17 protein-coding genes, 4 tRNA genes and 1 pseudogene are annotated in these 19000 nt (G+C 68.1%); 12 read left to right on the forward strand and 10 right to left on the reverse strand.

The features are described 5' to 3' along the window. Positions 1-525 precede the first annotated feature (525 nt). The gene (locus VS93_RS08385; RefSeq protein WP_046469405.1) at positions 526-1305 is read right to left on the reverse strand and encodes an aminotransferase class IV family protein; all 780 of its coding nucleotides are present in this window, start codon (positions 1303-1305) and stop codon (positions 526-528) included. Between the two features lie 138 nt (positions 1306-1443). Continuing rightward, positions 1444-1848 (reverse strand): ATP-binding protein, encoded by a 405-nt coding sequence (locus tag VS93_RS08390; RefSeq protein ID WP_046469406.1) that lies wholly within the window; start codon positions 1846-1848, stop codon positions 1444-1446. A gap of 160 nt (positions 1849-2008) precedes the next feature. On the opposite strand from VS93_RS08390, the gene VS93_RS08395 reads away from it, so the two are divergent. From VS93_RS08395 to VS93_RS08420, 7 genes are all read left to right on the forward strand, one after another. Then, entirely contained in the window at positions 2009-2317 is a 309-nt protein-coding gene (locus VS93_RS08395) for a putative quinol monooxygenase (protein ID WP_046469407.1), read from the forward strand. Then, positions 2314-3522, forward strand: coding sequence for a helix-turn-helix domain-containing protein (locus VS93_RS08400; RefSeq protein ID WP_046469408.1), 1209 nt, complete (start codon positions 2314-2316; stop codon positions 3520-3522). Before VS93_RS08395 ends, VS93_RS08400 begins: the two co-directional genes overlap by 4 nt. 152 nt (positions 3523-3674) lie before the next feature. Further along, entirely contained in the window at positions 3675-4088 is a 414-nt protein-coding gene (locus tag VS93_RS08405; protein ID WP_046469409.1) for a hypothetical protein, read from the forward strand. A gap of 105 nt (positions 4089-4193) precedes the next feature. Continuing rightward, a complete protein-coding gene (locus VS93_RS08410) occupies positions 4194-5633 on the forward strand; it encodes a P-loop NTPase family protein (protein ID WP_046469410.1) in 1440 nt (479 codons plus the stop codon). Beyond that, entirely contained in the window at positions 5633-7303 is a 1671-nt protein-coding gene (locus VS93_RS08415; RefSeq protein ID WP_046469411.1) for a replication initiator, read from the forward strand. Before VS93_RS08410 ends, VS93_RS08415 begins: the two co-directional genes overlap by 1 nt. Before the next feature lie 2 nt (positions 7304-7305). Continuing rightward, positions 7306-7482, forward strand: coding sequence for a helix-turn-helix domain-containing protein (locus VS93_RS27815; protein WP_082126719.1), 177 nt, complete (start codon positions 7306-7308; stop codon positions 7480-7482). Then, positions 7482-8729: a tyrosine-type recombinase/integrase gene (locus tag VS93_RS08420; RefSeq protein WP_046469412.1), complete on the forward strand. Its 1248-nt coding sequence runs from the start codon at positions 7482-7484 to the stop codon at positions 8727-8729. The genes VS93_RS27815 and VS93_RS08420 overlap by 1 nt, the downstream gene beginning before the upstream one ends. A gap of 77 nt (positions 8730-8806) precedes the next feature. Here VS93_RS08420 and VS93_RS08425 read toward each other — a convergent pair. From VS93_RS08425 to VS93_RS08440, 4 genes are all read right to left on the reverse strand, one after another. Continuing rightward, positions 8807-8880, reverse strand: a tRNA-Phe gene (locus VS93_RS08425). Between the two features lie 25 nt (positions 8881-8905). After that, a tRNA-Asp gene (locus VS93_RS08430) sits at positions 8906-8980 on the reverse strand. 110 nt (positions 8981-9090) lie between these two features. Then, a tRNA-Glu gene (locus tag VS93_RS08435) sits at positions 9091-9163 on the reverse strand. A 123-nt stretch (positions 9164-9286) separates the two neighbouring features. After that, on the reverse strand, positions 9287-10801 hold the full coding sequence (locus tag VS93_RS08440; protein ID WP_052745606.1) for a metallophosphoesterase family protein: 1515 nt from the start codon (positions 10799-10801) through the stop codon (positions 9287-9289). A 167-nt stretch (positions 10802-10968) separates the two neighbouring features. Here VS93_RS08440 and VS93_RS08445 point away from each other — a divergent pair, with 167 nt between their 5' ends. From VS93_RS08445 to VS93_RS08455, 3 genes and pseudogenes are all read left to right on the forward strand, one after another. Next, positions 10969-11313: a metallopeptidase family protein gene (locus tag VS93_RS08445; protein WP_046469414.1), complete on the forward strand. Its 345-nt coding sequence runs from the start codon at positions 10969-10971 to the stop codon at positions 11311-11313. 215 nt (positions 11314-11528) lie between these two features. Beyond that, positions 11529-12902: an MFS transporter gene (locus VS93_RS08450; RefSeq protein ID WP_236700420.1), complete on the forward strand. Its 1374-nt coding sequence runs from the start codon at positions 11529-11531 to the stop codon at positions 12900-12902. A 432-nt stretch (positions 12903-13334) separates the two neighbouring features. Beyond that, positions 13335-13995: pseudogene (locus tag VS93_RS08455) on the forward strand (response regulator). Between the two features lie 60 nt (positions 13996-14055). On the opposite strand, the gene VS93_RS08460 reads toward VS93_RS08455, so the two are convergent. Further along, positions 14056-14820 (reverse strand): ABC transporter permease, encoded by a 765-nt coding sequence (locus tag VS93_RS08460; RefSeq protein WP_046469415.1) that lies wholly within the window; start codon positions 14818-14820, stop codon positions 14056-14058. A gap of 38 nt (positions 14821-14858) precedes the next feature. Between VS93_RS08460 and VS93_RS27820 the strand changes: the two genes are divergently transcribed. Continuing rightward, positions 14859-16040 (forward strand): histidine kinase, encoded by a 1182-nt coding sequence (locus tag VS93_RS27820; RefSeq protein ID WP_082126721.1) that lies wholly within the window; start codon positions 14859-14861, stop codon positions 16038-16040. Here VS93_RS27820 and VS93_RS08470 read toward each other — a convergent pair. Next, positions 16003-16263 (reverse strand): PspC domain-containing protein, encoded by a 261-nt coding sequence (locus VS93_RS08470; protein ID WP_046469417.1) that lies wholly within the window; start codon positions 16261-16263, stop codon positions 16003-16005. The two genes, VS93_RS27820 and VS93_RS08470, sit on opposite strands and share 38 nt — an antisense overlap. Before the next feature lie 224 nt (positions 16264-16487). Between VS93_RS08470 and VS93_RS08475 the strand changes: the two genes are divergently transcribed. Then, positions 16488-16560: transfer RNA gene (locus VS93_RS08475), tRNA-Lys, on the forward strand. Positions 16561-16658: 98 nt separating this feature from the next. On the opposite strand, the gene VS93_RS08480 is transcribed toward VS93_RS08475, so the two are convergent. Together VS93_RS08480 and VS93_RS08485 are read right to left on the reverse strand one after the other, a co-directional pair. Beyond that, on the reverse strand, positions 16659-18137 hold the full coding sequence (locus tag VS93_RS08480; RefSeq protein WP_046469418.1) for a tyrosine-type recombinase/integrase: 1479 nt from the start codon (positions 18135-18137) through the stop codon (positions 16659-16661). Then, positions 18130-18414, reverse strand: coding sequence for a helix-turn-helix domain-containing protein (locus tag VS93_RS08485; protein ID WP_046469437.1), 285 nt, complete (start codon positions 18412-18414; stop codon positions 18130-18132). The genes VS93_RS08480 and VS93_RS08485 overlap by 8 nt, the downstream gene beginning before the upstream one ends. Between the last annotated feature and the right edge of the window lie 586 nt (positions 18415-19000).

Here is a 19000-nt window from a genome sequence, read left to right on the forward strand (position 1 = left end):
GATCCCGGTGTGCCAGGCAAATAGCGCCGCCTAACTTGTTCTCGGGAACTACACCTTTGCGAAAGGTGTAGTTCGTCGTGTCTGGACTCGTTCAGGCTGTCTCCGAGATCAGCTCGCCTTACCTGGTGTTTCTCCTGGTCGCGCTGACAGCAATCCATGTAAGTCGTCTGTCAGTACGACTGATCGTGAGCCTCGTGGCCCTGATGCGGGCTGAGCGTTCCGACATCCCGGCTGTAGCGAAGTCGCTGGCTGCGTGGGACCGTCGATCATCGCGGGAGTGACTGCGAGATAGGTAGTGGCCGCTCGTCGCTCGGGACCGGGCGGCAGCCCGCAGCCCGAGCGGCGGACGGCCTGCCAGGTGCGACGGCGCGAAGCGCCGTCGCCTTGATCCCATACAGTCCAATTCGGCAACCTCTAGACGAGCGTCATGAGTTTGCCATCAACTAGGCGGCGTTTCTGGTGCGGCTCGTTGTCAGGAACCGGTATGGGGTTCGCCTTTTCCGGGTGCTCAATGAATACGAAGTGTCAGAGCAGTTCCGGGGGAATCTCGGCGTATTCCGTGCGGAGAACATCGAAGATCTCGTGCTTCTCCGGGAACTCGAAGTGGTCGATGGCGGTGATCGGGCGCACGCCGACCGCCGTGTTCGCGGCGAAGGCCGCTTGCATGCGGCCGAGAGCGCCCAGATTGACCGGAGCTGTCGCGGTTTCCTCGTGCACCTGTTGCAGCAGCCGCATGGTCACCCCGGGAAGGACCTCCGCATCGGGCCATATGACCTGCTCGCCGTCGAAGAAGCCGACGTTCCAGGTGGCGCCCTCGGAAGTGAAGGCGGCGCTGTCGGTGAAGAGGGCATCGTCAAAGCCCGCGAGCTGGGCATTGCGGCGGTGTCTGATCGCCCCGAACAACCCGACATGCTTGACCAACGGCATATCGCGTGTATAGACGACCGACTGCGCCCGCATCGGGGCCGGCGGCCATGCCCCGGCCGAACGGGTGGTGACCAACACGTGCGGCTCGGCCGCTGCCCCGGGGCTCCCCAGTTCCAGGGCGGGATCGAAGATGGTCACCCGCACCACGAACGGTCCGCTCTGCCCGCCGACCGCGTGGCGAACGAGCTCGCGCACGCGGTCCCGGTCGAGCTCGGTGCCGAAGACCTCCCGGCAGTCCTTGACGAGACGATCCATGTGGTGGGTGAGCCCGCGCACGTGCTGGTCATCGACACGCATAGAGGTGAAGTGGCCGTAGTTGACCAGCGCGAGCCTCTGAAGCTCGCCGGGCGTGGCGGGGGCGCCGTTGAGTTCTGCCATAGCCTCAGCCTGACACCGAATCCAGGCCGTAGCCGGAAGAGCACTTAATAAATTTTCTCTTCGTAACTTTGTTGATGTTGACAACCTTGCTTGATTGCACTGGCTAAGGAGGAAGAGTTAACAGAAGCTGATTTCAACCTAGGTTCTGCGACCTGAGAATGTCACGTGGCTGCCCCATTTGGTGGCGAGGGTGTTGACGAGGTGGAGGCCGCGTCCGTGTTCGCCGTCTGGTTCGGGGGTGGTGACGTGCGGGGTGTTTTCGTGGCTTCCGGCGTCGTGAATGGTGATGCGGACGGTTTGGCCTTCTGTGTGTTCGATGGTGACGTGAAAGCCGACGCTCCATTTGGCGGAGCGGGTGTGTTGGAGTGCGTTGGTGGCGAGTTCGCTGGCGAGTAGGACGGCGTCGTTTGTGCGGGGGCAGGTGTTGAGGCGGTCGGCGATGAAGCGGCGGACCTCGCGCACCGAGTTGGGGTGTCCGGGGAACCAGCGGTGGGAGACGATATCGGGGCGGCGTTGGTGCTGGTCGTGGTGGTGGAGGGTCATCGGGGTTGCACCTCGTGAGTTTGGCTGGCGGGGGAGACACTGACCAGCCGGACTAGTACTATTAGTGCGGCTACCGTACTCCAGTTCTCTGGTACTTGCACTACGTTTGGCGCATTATTAGTACGGCTAGCGGAATGTCGATGTGAGGTGAGGAGTCCCGATGTTCGGACTGGCCGTGCGGTTCACGCTCAAGGACGAGGACAGCGCTGCGGGCTTTGATGTCCTGGTCGCTGAGACGCTGCCGCAGATCCGGGAGAGTGAGCCGGGCACGCTCGTCTATGCGGTGCACACCGTGCAGGACAAGCCGTTTGAGCGCATCTTCTATGAGCTCTACCGCGACCGGGCGGCCTTTGCGGCCCATGAGGAGCAGCCGCATGTGAAGCACTTCCTGCGCGAGCGTGAGAAGTTCCTGGACTCGGTCGAGGTGGACTTTCTGAGCCTGGCTGATGCCAAGGGAGTGTCCGGGTGAGCAGCGAGTACCAAAAGGCGCTCGGGCGCAAGATCGCCCAGCACCGCAAGCGGCGCGGCCTGTCGCAACGCGAGTTCGCCAACCTGGTCGGCCGCTCTGAGGCGTGGGTGTCTCAGGTGGAGCGCGGGGTGCGCAAGATCGATCGCATGTCGGTGCTGGAGACCCTGGCCGAGGTGCTGGAGGTGCCCGTCTCCGACCTGGCGGCCGAAGCCCCCATCGTGGCCTCGGCGGCGGAGGAACCGCCGGGTGGCAGCCGCCTGCGGCTGGTGCTCAGCGGGGCACACGCGTTGAACGCGATGCTGCGCACCGAACAGCCCCACGTCGAGATCGAGGAGTTGCGCCAGCGGGTGGAGCAGGCCTGGGCGCTGACCCATGAGAGCCGCTATCTGGATCTGACCGAGCTGCTGGAGGGCTTGGTGCCGGCGCTGGAGGCCGCGGCGCGCTCGGTGCCCAACGGCGAGCGCCGGGAGCTGTTTCGGCTGCTGAACGCCACCTATCAGGCGTGTTCCTCGGCGTTGAGCAAGCTGGGCGAGTTCGAGGCGGCCTGGATCGCCGCGGATCGCTCGATCACCGCGGCCGAACGCGCCGAGGATCCGCTGTTGATGGCGGCCGGTGAGTTCCGGCTGTGTTTGACCTTCCTGGGTGCGGGCCATTTCGACCAGGTGGAGGCCACCGCGAGCACCGCCTGCGAAGCACTCTCGGCGTTGGTGGATCAGGGCCCGCCTGAGGCGATCTCGCTGTTTGGCGCGCTGACTTTGCAACGGGCGGTGGCTGCTGCGCGACGCAATGAGGCCACCGGGGCCTATCGCAACATCGCCCACGCCCGCTCGATCGCTGAACGCCTCGGCGAAGAGCGCAACGACTACAACACCGAGTTCGGCTCGACCAACGTCGTCTTGCACGAGGTGGCCGCGGCGGTGGATCTGGGGGATGCCGGGGTGGCGCTGCGCGCCGCGGAAGGGGTCGATACCTCCGGGCTCTCAGCAGAGCGCCAGGGGCGTTTCCTGATCGATGTGGCGCGGGCGCACCTGCAACGCCGCAACGCGGATGCGGCCGTGGCCGCGCTGGAGCGCGCGGAGTCCATCACCCCGGAGCAGGTACGCGGGCACCGGCTGGTCCGCCAAGCCCTGGGCGACCTGCTGACTATCCAGGATCCGCCCGGGCCGGCGCTTGAGGGCCTGGCGAGGAGGGCGGCCGTACTCTGAGTATCAACTAGTACTTTAACTACTAGACAAAACTAAAAGTACGGGTTAGCGTGTGTGGTGTCGTCACGCCTTCCGCATCTGGAAGGGACGACAGCGCACACGCTTTTCGTATGTATGGCCTGGCCACCAGGCCAACCAAGGAGGTATGAGACATGGCGATCCAAGGAGCGTTGCCGGTGGAGTTCTCCACGGTGTTCCCGTACGGGGCCTACGCCCTTGGGGTGGAGGCGATCACCGACTTTGAGACCAAGCGGCCCCAGCTCGACAAAGACACCGGTTTGCCGTTGTGGGCGGTGGACGTGATCGACGCCGACCCGGAGGCGCGCGGTAAGGCCAAGAGCGTGAAGGTCAAGGTGGCCGCTGAGGTCTGCCCCACCCTGCCCGACGAGGTGCCCGGGCTGCCGTTTCGCCCCATCGAGTTCGAGCAGATGTCGGTGATGCCCTACGTCGACGACAACGGGCGCCGCCCCCGGGTGGCCTACTCGCTGCGGGCACGCGGGATCAAGACTCCTGGTGCCGGGGCTACCCGCAAGTCCGCTGCGGCCGCGTCCAAGGACGCCGCGTAGCCCTCACTAAGGCGGGGCGGCCAGGTGCGCCAACACCTACGGCCGCCCCTTTTCAACCCTTCCCGATCCCTTGCCAAAGACCTTGGAAGAGGTGTGTCCAACCCTATGCTGCGCGACAGAAGCGCCGGGGCCACGCAGGTGCAGCCCACCACCCCGGTTCCGGCCCAAGCCTTCCGCTTCACCACCCCGGTCGTCGAAACGCCGGGGATCTTCATCCTCACCCGGTGGGTGTACCGGCTGCTGCGGCTGGTGATGCTGCTGCCGTTCCGGTTCCCGATCATGGTGGCCTCGGCGGGGCTGGCCGTGCTCGTCGCCTTCCATCTCGGCTGGGTGCCGCTGGCCGTCCTGGCCACGCTGGCCGGTGTGGGACTGGTGGCGTGGCGGTGGCGCTGGCCGCACACGTTCCGGTCCCTGGTGGTGCTGCGGGCGCTGGCCGCCTGGCGCTGGGTGTTCAACTACCGGCGGCACTGGCAACCCGTGCTGGTGGTGGCAGGGCTGGCCGAGTCCTACCAGGAACGCCAATACCTGCCCCAGATCAGGAAGGTCACCTGTACTGAGTGGGCCGATCGGGTGCGGGTGAAGCTGGTGGCCGGTACCGGCCCGGCCGACTTCGAGAACCGGGTGGTCGAACTGGCGCACGGCTTTGCCGCGCCGTCGTGCCGGGTCACGGTGTTGGGTCCGCGTGAAGTGGTGTTGGAGTTCCCCCGGCGTGATCTGCTCGCCGAACCCTTGGATGCGCTGCCCGTGCCCGATGAGGTGGACCTGACGGCGCTGCCCATGGGGTTGCGGGAAGACGGTCAGAGCTGGCAGATGCGGCTACACGGCACTCATGTCCTGACTGTGGGGGTGACCGGGGCCGGTAAGGGCTCGGTGATCTGGTCGGCCATCCGCGCGATGCTCCCGGCCCTGGCCGATGGGACGGCGCAGGTGTGGGCGATCGACCCGAAACGGATGGAGCTGTCCTACGGGCGCTCGCTGTTCGCCCGCTACGCCGACACCGCCGAAGCCTCCGTGACGCTGCTGGAAACCGCTGTAGAGGAGATGCAGGAGCGGGCCGCGCGCTACGCCGGGAAACAGCGCACCCACGTGCCCACCCGTGATGATCCGTTCGTGGCGGTGGTGCTCGACGAGGTGGCCTTCCTGACCGCCTATCACCCGGATCGCGACATCCGACGGCGCGCAGAAAACGCCATCGCCACCCTCACCTCACAAGGCCGCTCAGTCGGGTTCGCGGTGCTGGCCGCGCTCCAAGACCCGCGCAAGGAGGTGATGAACCTGCGCAACCTCTTCCCCGACAAGATCGCGCTGCGCCTGGATGAGGCCTCCCAGGTGGACATGGTGCTCGGCGAGGACGCCCGGGATCGCGGCGCCAACGCTCACCTCATCGATCCCGAATCGCCCGGGGTGGCCTTCGTCCGCCTGGAGGGCTCGCCGGTGCCGGTGCGGGTCCGCGTGGCCTACGTCTGCGATGGCGACATCGAGGCGATGGCCGACGAGTACGGGGGCCGTCATCTGCGGTCGGTGTCGGGGAAGGGGGTCGCCTGATGCCCACCCCGACAGGCAAAAGCACACGAGCCGAACGGATTGCCCAACCCCTCGCGCGGGAAGTGGCCGAGACCATCGCCGCCGATAAGGGGGTGTGTATCCGGCCGGTGTCGCTGCGGCGTACCGACACCCAGACCGGGGCCTCCGAGATCGTGGATGTGCCGTGCGGCTCGACGCTGGAGAGCCGGTGTCCGGCCTGCGCCAAGCGTAAGCGCTCGATCCGGCGCAGCCAGTGCGAGGAGGGCTGGCACCTGGCCGAAGAACCGGTGACCGCTCCGGACGAGCCGTCTGAGGTGCAACGCTCGTGGGTGGAACAGCGCGCCATGGTCACCGCGCAACGTGACCGGCTGGCCGAATCCGGTGCCGCTGAGCCAACCGAGCTGGCCGCGCTCGATGCGGCCATTGCGGATCTGGATGCGGAGATCTCGGCGTCGGGGCTGCGCGGCTCGGTGGCCCCGGGCTCCTCGGCGTCGGGCTCGAAGTCGCGGCGGGTGCGCTCGACCAAACGGCGCCAGGATGCCCCGGATCTGCCCAAACGGCCCATGGTCAAGCGCACCGTGGGCCGCGCCTTCGAAGACCCCGCGAGCGGGAAGACCTTCCGGCCCTCGCTGTTCGTGACCCTGACTCTGGACTCCTACGGGCGGGTGCGAAGCGACGGTACCCCGGTGGATCCGGCCTCCTATGACTACCGGCGGGCGGCGCGGGATGCGCTGCACTTCTCCAAACTGGTGGACCGGTTCGTGCAGAACCTGCGCCGGGTGACCGGCTTCGACGTCCAATACTTCGCCTCGGTGGAGCCGCAACGCCGGCTGGCACCCCACCTGCACATGGCCACACGGGGCACCATTCCGCGCGCGGAGCTGCGCCAGATCGCCGCGGCGACCTACCACCAGGTGTGGTGGCCCGCCGCTGAGGAGGTGAAGTACGAGGGTTCGCACGTTCCGGTCTTCGATGAGGCGACCGGGAACTATGTCGACCCGGCAACCGGCGAGATCCTGCCCACCTGGGACCAGGCACTCGACGTCCTCGACGCCGACCCCGATGCCGAACCCATGCACGTGGTGCGCTTCGGCAACCAGGTCGACGCAAAGGGCGTGATCGCCGGGAGCGAGGATGCTGACCGGTGCGTGCGCTACCTGGCGAAGTACCTGACCAAGGACATCGCCGAATGCCACGAAATCGAAACTGAAGCACAGGAACGCCACGTGGACCGGCTCACTGAGGCGTTGCGGTTCGAACCCTGCTCGCCCCGGTGCTCCAACTGGCTGCGCTACGGCATCCAACCCCAAGACGCCAAAGAGGGCATGCGGCCCGGATTCTGCCGCTCCAAAGCCCACAAGCGCGAACACCTCGGCTACGCGGGTCGTCGGGTGCTGGTCTCCCGCAAGTGGTCCAACAAGACCCTCGCCGACCACAAAGCGGACCGCCTGGCCTGGGTCCTCGAACAACTCGGCGTCGATCCCAACAGCGACGACCACGACCAGGCCGCCGACGTCCCCCTGCGGGCCTCGTCCGGCAATGAGGTCTGGGAGCTGGCTCGCCCCACTGATCCCGATGTGTCTCCCCGCGAGCAACGCCTACTCCGAGCAGTCGGCGAGGCCTTACAACGCCGCGCCCAACTGGACTCCGCTCGGCAACTCCAACACTCGGCAATGAGAGAGGTGGCCTGAACATGAGTGATCTCGTTCTGACCGTCGATGAGGCTGCCGCACGCCTGCGGGTGAGCCGCTGGACGCTGTACAACCTCATCCGGTCCGGGCAGCTCCGCACGGTGAAGATCGGGCGGCGTCGGCTCGTTCCGGTGGCGGCCCTGTCCGAATGCCTCGACGCGTTGGCGGAGGTCGCCTGATGGCCGGCACCCCGGTGGGCGGGAACCGCCGCAACCGTCGCAAGCGCGCGAACGGCGACGGGAGTGTCTGGCAGCGCAAGGACGGCCGCTACGCCTATGCGGGCTACGTCCTGACCACCGACGGCACGTACAAGCGGGTCCAGGGCTACGGCAGGGACCGCGACAACGCCCGGGCCAAGCTGAACAAGCTGCTCGCGGACTCCGAACAAGGCATCCCGGTCGCCTCGGAGAACTGGACGGTCGAACAGTTCCTGTCCTACTGGCTGGAGCACATCGTGCGGGCCGAACGGCGCCCCAAGACGGTGCAGGGGTACGAGGGGGTCATTCGCCGCCACCTCGTCCCCAGCCTGGGGAGGAAACGGCTCGGCAAGCTGACCGCTCGGGACGTCCGCACGTTCATCACGCGTATTCGGCAGGAGTGCCAGTGCTGCAGGAACGGGACGGACGCCGCCCGGTCTGAACCGGAGTGCTGCGCGCTGGAGGACAAGAGCTGCTGCGGCTCCACGCTCTCCCCGCGCATGGTGCAGTCGATTCACGCGGTGCTGCGCAACGCCCTGGAATCGGCGGTGCGCGAGGAGATCATCCCGCGCAACGTGGCGAAGCTGGTCAAGGTCTCCCCTCCCCGCTACGGGGTGAACCGCGGGCTCGACGTTCCCCAGGCGAAGCGGCTGCTCAAGGTCGCCCGTGAGGATCGCTTCCACGCCCTGTACGTGCTGGCGCTGTGCCTGGGGCTGCGGCGCGGCGAACTGCTCGGGCTGCGGTGGGCGGACATCGACCTGGAGGCGGGCCGCCTGGAGGTCGTGCAGACGCTTCAGCGGGTCGGCGGGAGGCTTCAGCTCGTCCCGCCCAAGACGGACGACTCCTCCCGGACCGTCCCCCTCCCGGACCTGTGCGTGGAAGCACTCAGGGAGCATCGCAATCGGCAGTTCGCCGAACGCTCGGACGCCTGGCCCGACTGGGAGGAACACGGGCTGGTCTTCCCGTCCAAGGTGGGCACTCCCCTGGAGCCGGACAACCTCCGGCGGAGCTGGGGGCCGCTGCGGGAGCGGGCCGGGCTCGGCGGGGTGCGCTTCCACGACCTCCGGCACACCTGCGTGACGCTGCTGCTGAACCTCGACGTGCCGCCGCAGGTGGTCCGGGAGATCGTGGGGCACAGTGACATCGGGGTCACCATGTCGATCTACGCGCACGCCTCACTGGACGACAAGCGGCGGGCGCTCGGCAGGCTCGGGGACGCGCTCGGCTGATGCCGTTGCTGTCACGGTTGCTGTCAAAAAAGCCCGGCGCCTGTCCGGCTCCGGGCTTCTTCGCTGGTTATCAGAGGTGGGCAGGGGCGGGGTCGAACCGCCGACCTTCCGCTTTTCAGGCGGACGCTCGTACCGACTGAGCTACCTGCCCCGGCCACACCGGACGGTGTGACGAGCGGTCCTGACGGGATTTGAACCCGCGGCCTCCACCTTGACAGGGTGGCGAGCACTCCTAGCTGCTCCACAGGACCTTGCTTTCAGTTGTACGTCCCGCTCCCCACCCTGATCTGTCGGGGTGTCTTGCGTTCCGTTCTCCGTTGTCCATTCTGCCAGACCTTCGGCAGTGGTTTGACCGGAGTTGTACCCCCAACCGGATTCGAACCGGCGTTACCGCCTTGAAAGGGCGGCGTCCTAGGCCACTAGACGATGGGGGCCTCGACGACGAACGAGCCGCCGTTTCCCGCTTCGCCTGCCGTCGGGGTCGGCTCAAGCATAGGGGAGATTCCAGTCCGGTGCCAACGCGGTTTCCATGCCGCCGACTCCCCGAAAGGCGCGGTTCATCCGGGATCGCCGGGTGTCTCGGTCGGCGTGGGCGGGCTCTCCCCGGGGGTGCCGGGCGTGACCGGAGGCGTCTCCGGGGGCGTGATCTCCCGTTCAGGATCCTCCTCGATCTGCCGTTCGATCTGCGCGGATGTCAGGCCCGCGCCGCCGAGTGTGACGTTGTCCCACGCCTGCAGGCGCTTGGTCTCGGCGTCGAAGTAGAGGACCGACGCCTCGTACGGCGTGGGCTCGTCGGTGTCGAGCCCCTGCAGGCCGGCGCCGCCGGTCGAGCCCTGTACGAGGTAGCGTGTGCCGGTCTCCTCGAGTTCGGACCACCTGCGATGGCCATGCCCGGCGAGTACCAGCGGGACCTCACCGGTGAACGCCCGCGCCTGCACCGGGTCGTGCAGCACCGCGACGTCCACGGGCGGGTCCGCGTCGCGGAGCGCCGTGGCCTGCCTGGCCCCGATGGCCGCCACCTCGTCACTGTCCGGGTTGTCGGCCGCCTGGTCGGGTGTGAACCTGGGGTCGCCGGCCCCGTAGAAGTTGATGCCGGCGACCTCCTCGAAGTCGTCGTCGAGGACAACAGCGTTCGGCTGTGCCTCCACCGCCCGCTGGGTGCCCATGGAGTCGTGGCTGCCGCGCACCCACACATAGGGGATGTCCAGGTCTGCGATCTCGTCCGCGTAGGCGTCCTCGGCGGTGCTGCCCCGCTCGGTGAAATCACCGGAGTCGATGATCAGGTCCACCTGGAACTGGTCCTTCAGCGACCCGATGACATCCCAGGCGGCCGGATTGAGGTGCAGATCGGACACGTGCAGCGCACGGATCGTCGACTCCTCGTCCTCGTACACCGGAAGCGCCGACGTCACCTCGTACAGCCGTGAGACGTTGCCCACCAGGCCGGCGAGCTGCTCCTGGTACTCGGAGAACCGCATAATGGCGCCCTCGGCGCTACCGACCACCTGCGGAGCGCCCGCGAGCAGCCCGGTATAGCGGGGCTCGGAGACGGAACTGGGGTTGAACGTGGCCGCGGCCACGCCGCCCGCGGTGGCGAACACCAGCAACGCAGAGAGCGCGCTTCCGGCCGCCCGGCGCCAGTCACGGAACAGCGCGAGGGCGACCAGTGCCGCGCCGAGAACCGCCGCCACAGCTGCCTGCACGAAGAGCTGGATCACCCCGCGCTGCACCTCGGCCCCGATACTGCTGGCCATCCGGTTGATCGCCTCGGGATTCTGGAACATCTCCTCGGCGGCGGCCAACCGGATCTCCGAGATCTTCGCCTCGAAGCGCAGCGGTGCGGCGTGCGTATCGAAAGCGAGATTGCCGAGCGGGGCGACGTTCACAACCGTCTCGCCCCGCAGGCTAGGGCTCACGCTAAGGTCGACGTCCGCGGGCCCGATCGGCGTGACCACCTGCCCCCCGAGGGCCAGTCCCAGCCACCCGCCAAGCACCCCCGCGATGATCACCACCGTGACCCGCCACACGAGGCCGTGGCGCAGTTGGGCGACCCTGGCGGCCAGAGCACGCATCCTGGTGACGTTCAGTGCGGGTCTCAACCGGGAGAACACCCTTCCATAATGCCCACGTGCGATCTTCCGCCCAACGCTCTCTCCGGAGGACCGGGCGGATGCGGCGGCAGGCGCGGTGGCACGCCCCACTGAGCCCACCTTCCCCCATGTGACGCACAATACGAAGCGTGGTGGAACTCTCACGCGAACGCTTCGAAGGGCTCGTCGGTGATGCGCTTGACGCCATCCCGAGCGATCTGACGCAGTTCATGGACAATGTCGTGATCACTCTCGCCGACGCTCCCCCGGAACCCGGGCTGCTCGGCCTGTACGAAGGAATCCCCCTAACGGAACGGGGCGACGGTTACGCGGGCGTGCTGCCTGACCAGATCTTCATCTACTGGCTGGAGATCTGCGCCATCTGCGACACTCCAGAACAGGTGGTGGAGGAGGTACGCATAACCGTAGTCCATGAGATCGCGCACCATTTCGGAATCGAGGACGCCCGACTGCGCGAACTCGGCTGGGGCTAGGTCTAGAGCGGCTCCGGCCTCCATCGCAGGTGCCTGGGCTCGGAGCATGCCCGGGATTGAGTCCTCCCATATTCACTGTTTATGGTCACGGCCTGCAACAGATCGGATACGAATTCCCACGAACAGCTTGCGGAACGACACCCGGATCGGGAACGGTAGGTCATCGGGCAACAACCGAGAGTGACACCACTGTGATCCAGCAAGGGAGTCGCCGGGTGGGTAAGCCGCAAATGGGCAGCCACGAATTCACCGTTCCTACTCAGAGCTGCGCAGACGTCGCCCCCCTCCCCGCAGAGCGGCAGAACGCCGAGCAGGCCGAGGCGACACCCTCCAGGCCGCCCCCCTCATCGTCGGACTGGCGCGACAGCTACCGCGACGTCATCCGCGTCCGCGAGTTCCAGGCGCTGTGGTTCGCCCACGCACTGTCCATGACCGGCAGCTACCTGCTCAACATCGCCGTAACGGTGCTCGTCTACCAGCAGACGGCCTCAGCGCTCGCGGCGGGGGTCACGCTGGCCCTGACCTTCCTCCCGCAGGTCGTCGGCGGCCCTTTACTGTCCGGACTCGCGGACCTCTACCCGCGCCGCCGGGTGATCATCGTCAGCGACGTGCTCCGCGCCGTTCTGATCGTCGCCGTCGGCATACCGGGACTCCCCATCTGGGCGATCTGGCTCTTGCTGTTCCTCTCGATCCTGCCCATGGTCCCGTTCACCGCCGCCCGCGCCGCCCTCCTGGCCGAGATCGTCCAGGGAGAGTGCTACATCGCCGGGTCGGCCATAATCAACATGACCTCCCAGGCCGGAACCCTCGTCGGACTCGCGGCGGGTGGCTGGGTGATCGCCACGGTCGGCCCCAACTCGGCTGTGATGTACAACGGGCTGACGTTCCTGATCGCCAGCGCTATCGTCCGCCTCGGCGTGCGCCCGCGCCCGGCACCTCTCGGCGGCGGCGAGGAAAGCCCCACTCTGTGGCAGGTCACCCGCGACGGCACCCGTCTCGTCTTCCAAGACCCCCGACTACGCACGCTCGGATTGTTCGCCTGGCTGGCCAGCTTCTACATGGTCCCCTACGGCCTGGCCAACCCGCTCGTCGACGAGGTCGGCGGCGGACCGACCGCCGCCGGAATGATCATGGCCGGCCCCTCCATGGGCGCGATGCTCGGCGGTTTCGTGCTGACCCGGTTGATCAGTCCGGATGTTCGGATGCGGCTCATCGGGCCGTTGGCCGTCATCGCCTCCGTCCCCCTGCTGCTGTGGCTTCTGCATCCGCCGATATGGGCGATGGTCGCCCTGCTCGTGGTCTCCGGCATGGCCGCCTCGTACCAGTTCGTGGCCAATGCCGCCTTTGTGCTGTGCGTTCCCGCCGAAGGCCGGGGGCTGGCCTTCGGTCTGGTCGCCGCGGGCTTGCAGGCCGCGCAGGGAATCGGTATCGCCCTTGGCAGCCTTCTCGCGGAGAGCGCCGGAACACACGCCGTCGTCGCAGTCGCGGGCGTGCTGGGGATCGCCGGTGCGGCGGCACTGGCCATCCCCTGGTCACGACTTTACGCGGGAGCCGTCACGCTCATGCACCAGCACGAGCCGGCGGAGTGACCCGGAACCACGGGGCTGGAGAGCGGTCAGAGGTCGGACTTCTTGCCCTGGAGGCTGATCCGGGCGGGGAAACGAGACTCTCCGGGCGTCTCCGACGCCGCGAAACGCCTTGCGGTGCGGGGCGTCTGCGTTCGCGTGAGTTCGCTTCGGACCGTGGTCTTCGGCCCTCGTGTGGCTCCCCAGGTATGCGGCCCTCTGCTTCACGCTTTCCGGAGTGCTCTCCTGTCCGCCCCCGCCATTACGATCTGATCGAATAACCGGCTCCCACGCGCGGTGATCCATCGAACGCGGGACCGGTTTCTGCGTGTCCGGATGCATGGCGGGCTTCCGCGCAACCGGTACGAGACTGTGACCTGCACTCTCAACATGAGAAGGGCTCAAGGACGGGGCTTTCTCCAGGAGGGCTCGGTGGGTGTGAAGTAGCATTGGGCCGTGATTCGGGTGCTCATGGCCGACGACGAGGCGATGTTCCGCGCCGGTATACGGGCGGTCCTGTCGTCCTCGCCCGACCTCGAGGTCGTGGCCGAGGCCGCCGACGGGCGCCAGGCCGTCCAGGAGGCCCGTGCGCACCGCCCAGACGTCGTGCTCCTGGACATCCGCATGCCCGCCCTCGACGGACTGAGCGCGGCGGCCGAGCTGCGCCGGGCCGTGCCGGAAACCGCCGCCGTCGTGCTGACCACGTTCTCCGAGGACGAGTACGTGACCTCGGCTCTGGAGGCCGGGGTGAGCGGATTCCTGCTCAAGTCCGGCGATCCGTATGAGCTCATGTCCGCGGTACGGGCCGCTCACGACGGGGCCGCCTTCCTGGCGCCGAAGGTCGCCCACCAGCTCATCACGAGGCTCAGTGGCGGACTGATGGCACGCCAGCGGAACACGCAGGCCCGGGTCGACGCTCTGACGCCACGGGAACGGGACGTGTTGGCGCTGGTCGGTGAGGGGATGTCGAACGCGGAGATCGGGCGCCGCCTGTTCCTGGTCGAGGGAACGGTGAAGGTGCACGTCAGCGCCGTGTTGGCCCGCCTAGGCGTGCGGAACCGGGTGCAGGCCCGCGGTCTTGGCGCACGAGGCGGGCATCGTTGCGGGTGAGGGCTGAAGGTCGTGCGTGGGCCCCTGCGGAGAAGGTCCTTCCGCCGAGGCCCGGAGTCCTTCGGCGTCAGGCGTCTCGGCCGCGCAGTGCCCACGCGCCGACGGCCACGGCTGCGGCGGCCCAGGCGACCAGCACGAGGGCGTACTCCCACTCGCCGGTCATGAGCCGCCACCCGGCCTGGGCCGGGGTCCAGCCGACAAGCGTGTTCAGGAACGGCGCGACGAACCGTTCGGAGGCCAGACGCAGCAGCTCGGGCACGACCAGCAGGAGCATGACGGTGACGGTCAGCGCTCCGGCGGTGCGGCGGACCAGGGCACCGATGCCCAGGGCGACGACGGCCAGCAGCCCCAGGTAGATCCCCGTGGCGAGCGCCTGGGTGGCGATGTCGGCGGCCACGCGGCCGAGCTCGCCGTAGCGGACGGCGGCCACGGCCACGCCCATGCCCAGGGACGCTGCGATCGCGCCGACGACGAGCGCGGCGATCGCGGTGACGATCGCCTTCGCGACCATGACCCGGCCACGGGAGGGGGTGGCGGCGAAGGTCACGGTGATCAAGCGGGTGGCCAGCTCACTGGTGATCACGAGCAGGCCGAACGCGGCGATGAGGTACTGGCCGAAGTAGCTCACGGCGGCCAGACCCACGGTCAGGGAGCGCATCGACGCGGCGTCGCCGTCGTCCAGCACCGCCATCGCCAGCAGAATGGCCAGCAGCCCGCCCGCGAACCACCAGGTGGACCGCACCGTGGCGAGCTTGAGCCATTCGGCGGCGACGGCGTCGCGCAGGCCGAGCGGGTGTCCCGCGGTGGCCGGGGCGGGAGCGGTGGCGGTCATCGGGAGCCCTCCTTCGTGGCGGCGGTGAACTGGTCGGTGTGGACGTGCTGCTGTGGCTGGTCGCGGTCGCGCCGCTGTGGCTGGCCGACGATCCACTGCCCGAGCACGCGTGGATCACTCTGCCGGTGCTGCGGGTGATCGCGGCGGTGCTGCTCGCCGTGGCGACGGTGGTCTCCCGGCGCTGGCCGCTGGCCGCGGCCGCACTGCCCCTGGCGTTCGGGATGGCCGTCGCCGGGCAGGTCTACGTCGCACAGTTGGCCCTGGCGGTCATCGTGTTCGCCTTTCTGCTCGGACGCCGCACGGTGGGCCGTGCGGCGGGGATCCGGTTGGCCGCGCTGCTCGCCGTCGCCAGTGCGGCCCTGGTGGCCGCGTCTGGAGCGTCGTCGGGAGAGGACTGGTTCACCGCCGCCAGCACCCTGCTGCTGATGGTGGTGATCCCCTGGGCGGTGGGCCAGTACCTGCGCCAGCAGGCCGAACTGGCCGCGTCCGGGTTCGAACTGGCCGCGCGACTCGAGCGCGAGCACGCCCGTGCGGCCGGACGGGAGCGCTTGCGCGAGCGTGCCCGTATCGCCGCCGATATGCACGACGCCTTGGGGCACGAGCTCAGCCTGCTGGCCGTCCAAGCCTCGGCGCTCCAGGTCGCCGCGGACGTCGACCCCGAGGTGCGGAGGGCCGCCGCCGAGCTGCGCGCGTCGGCGGCCGGCGCCGGCTGCGCCGCGGTCTGCTCGGGACCTTCTGGGCGCCCGCTATCCTGGGAACCGTGCTGGTGCTGGTGTTCCTCCTCCTGGGCGGAACGCTCTGAAGGTGAAGCCTGGATGGACGGTCCTACGTGCTGGGGGCGCCTACGGCACTTCCCGCTTCGCGGCGTCGAGGAAAACGCGCCATTCGGCGAGGTCGACGTGCTCAAAGAGCACCGGATCCGGCAGAACCGCCAGCGGCGTTCCCGTGGAGGACATCGCCCGGCTGCTCGGTCACAGCACGACCGCGACGACCGAAGCGGTCTACCGCAAGGAGCTTCGCCCGGTGCTCACGCAGGGCACCGACGCCCTTGGAGCGCTCTTCGCGAGAGACGCCGAAGAGGCCTGATCGGCCCCCTTAGGCTCCCTTCCTGGCTCCCCCGTCCGCGACCGAGCGGCACGGGGGGAGCTTTTTTGTGCCTTGACCTGCGTCTGAGCGGACGCACTAGAGATCGGACTTCTTGCCCTGGAAATTCCGGATGATGTGCTCCAGAACCGACGCTTCGGCGCCCTCCTCGGGCATCACCAGCCACGCGATGATGTACAGCAGGATTCCGCTCATGCCGAGTAGCGTAAGTACCGCGAAGCCCAGGCGTATCAGGTTGGGATCGACACCGACGTACTCCCCGATCCCCCCGCAGACGCCGGCCAGGATCCGGTGTTCGTTGCTTCGACGGAGGCTTTTCTTACCGAAGTTCTCACTCATACCCACAGCCTGCCCGCCACACGGCCGTTTTCCCATCAGGAACGCCCCTGGGGCTCCCCTGAATCGACCCTGACCACCGGCACGGGAGTCCGCGCCCCGGCGCGGTCTCCAGGCGAGGGAGTCGGACCGGATACCCGCACATCCTTTCCAGCTGTGCAACCCTCGCAGTGAACCGGTAAAGTTACGCCAGTTGGCACACTTCTCGACAGACCAAACTGTGTACCGGGCCCTTAGCTCAATCGGCAGAGCAGCGGACTTTTAATCCGCGGGTTCAGGGTTCGATCCCCTGGGGGCCCACAATGAAACCCCAGGTCAGACCGGGTACATCCGGTGCTCTGGCCTAGGGTTCGGTGTTGTGTGTGCTCCATGTGTGCTCGGTTGCTCGCGGTTTTACATCACCGCAGGTCAGACCGGGTTTGCTGTTTCAGCGGGAGGAGCGCGGCGGTGGCCTCGGCGGCTTCCCGGGCCACGGTGGGGTAAACGTGCTGGTAGGTGTCCTGGGTGAAGGCGGTGGTGGCATGGCCCAGTTCGGCCGAGACCACCTTGACGTCCACCCCGGCGGCCAGGCTCAATGAGGCCGCCCCGTGGCGCAGGTCGTGCAGCCGGATCGGCGGAAGGCCGGCTTCGCGGGCGATGTCGTGGAACAGGTCGCTGACCCAGGCGGGGTGCAGCGCTGAGCCGTCAGGGTGGGTGAACACCAGGTCGTTGTCGATCCAGGCATCGCCGGCTTGGAGGCGTTCGCGGGCCTGGCGTGTACGCCAGGTTTTGAGCACCCGGGTGGTGTGGGCATCCAGGGTGATGCTGCGCTGACCAGCGGCGCTTTTCGGGGTGGTGGTGATGGTTTGCCAGCCGAGCTGGACGATTTGGGTGCAGATGTCAATGGCCTGGTCGGTGAGGCGCACGTTGGGCCAGCTTAGTCCGACCGCTTCGCCGCGGCGCAGCCCCTTGACCGCGATCAGGTGGAACAACGGGTAGAGCCGGTCGCGGCGGGCCCGGTCCAGGAAGGCCGCGGTTTGTTCGGGGGTCCAGACCATGACCGTGGAGGGCACCTGCCCACCGGCCCGGTAGTGCGCCACCCGGTCGGTGGTCCATACCAAGGGCTTGCCGCGCTGGTAGGCCGGCAGGCGGCAGTGGGAAGCCACGTTGACCTGCACGGGCAAATCGGGGCGGCGGATCGCCTCGGAAAGCGCGCTGCGCAGTGTGGCGCGGATGCGGTGCTTGGTGCCCAAGGCGACGATGCGCATCGCGCGCACCGAGGCTTTCACCTGCGGGTCCTCAGAGTCGCGGGCCTCGGTGATGTCGGCGTTGCGCTCGTCGATGGCCGCGAACATCGCGTTGATGTGGGTGGCGGTGAGCTTGTCCAGGCGCACCTGGCCCAGGTGCGGGGTGAGGTGGTTGGTGATGTGGCCGTGGTAGGAGCGCCATGTGCTCTGGGCCACGTCGGTTTTGGTGCTGAGCCATTCCTGCAGCCAGGCCGCCACGGTAGGGATCTGGGCGCGCAGGTCTGCGCCCGCTCCGAGGCGGCGTTTGACCTCCTCCACCGCGGGCAAAGGCTGCTTGGCTTTAAGGGTCTGCTGGATCAGGTCGGCGATGGGGACCAGCGTGTCGGGCTCGCCCTCGGCCAGCTCGAGGAGGTTCTTGACGTGGGCGGCCTCATCCAGGGCGTCTTGCTGGTACTCCATCCCGGTGCGCCGGGCTTGGCGGCGTGTCCCGGTGGCGGTGCGCGGCAGCTCCACCTGGTATCCCCACAGCCCGTGGGCTGAGCTCCAGGTGCCGTTGCGGCGTTTGAGTTTGGGGCATTTGGCGCCCAGCAGTTTGCCGTTCTGGTCGCGGCATCCGCAGCGTTTAAACGTTGAGCCTTCGGTGTTAGCCATCGTGGTACTCCCCGTCGGTGTTGGTGGTGGGGGGTGGCGCCCGGTGTTCGCCTCCGGTTGCGGGTGGGGGGTAGGTCAGGCCCAGCACGGCGCACACCCCGGCGGTGGGGATGCGCCACTGTTTGCCGGCGCGAAACGCCGGGGCTGGGAACCGGCCGGTCTCCAGCAGCCGGTAGGTGCTGGTGCGTCCCAGCCCCAGCAGCCGCCCAGCGGTGAGTGCGTCCAGCACCACCGGCAGCTCGCGCACCTCCTCATAGGTCGGTGCGGGCCTCACCATGCCCACCCCCGCACCGGCCGGGTGGCCACATCAGGGTCGCCGCCCCCGGTTGAGGGCCGACCCCATCGACGCTTGACTCCGGGGACGTTGACAAGCGGATTGGGCGAGGTTTCCAGCGGATCGCCCAAGAACCTCCGCGCGGGGCTCTCAATGCTCAGGTACAGGGTGGCCATCAATCGGTGTTCCCCTTCCGCAGGAGATCCAGCAACCATCCATCGCCTCGATTCAGCACCCAGCGCAGCTGGCTCCTGGCCCTTGGCGCTCGCAGGCCCGCCCGGATGCGCCCTCTTCCGAGCCACTGACGCCTGGGGGCAGCTCGACGGGCTATGACGATCGGCCCGGACGGAGCCCGCCTGGGGCAGCCGGTGCCCGTGGTGGGCCCCGGTCCGCGCCCAGGGCGCGGGCCGGGGGCGTGTGTGGGCGATCAGGCGGCCCGTTGGGCGCCCCCGCCCCGCGGGGGACAGGGATGGTTTCCGTGGCCGCATAGGGCGCGGGCACCGGCCGTGCTCTTGGCGGCCACCGCCTCGTAGGGGGCCACACGGTGTGGCACCGGGTCGGGGCGGTGGCCGCGGGCAGGCCGTGCGGA

The sequence above is a fragment of the Allosalinactinospora lopnorensis genome, from assembly GCF_000981225.1.
In the GTDB taxonomy this organism is placed as follows: Bacteria; Actinomycetota; Actinomycetes; order Streptosporangiales; family Streptosporangiaceae; genus Allosalinactinospora; species Allosalinactinospora lopnorensis.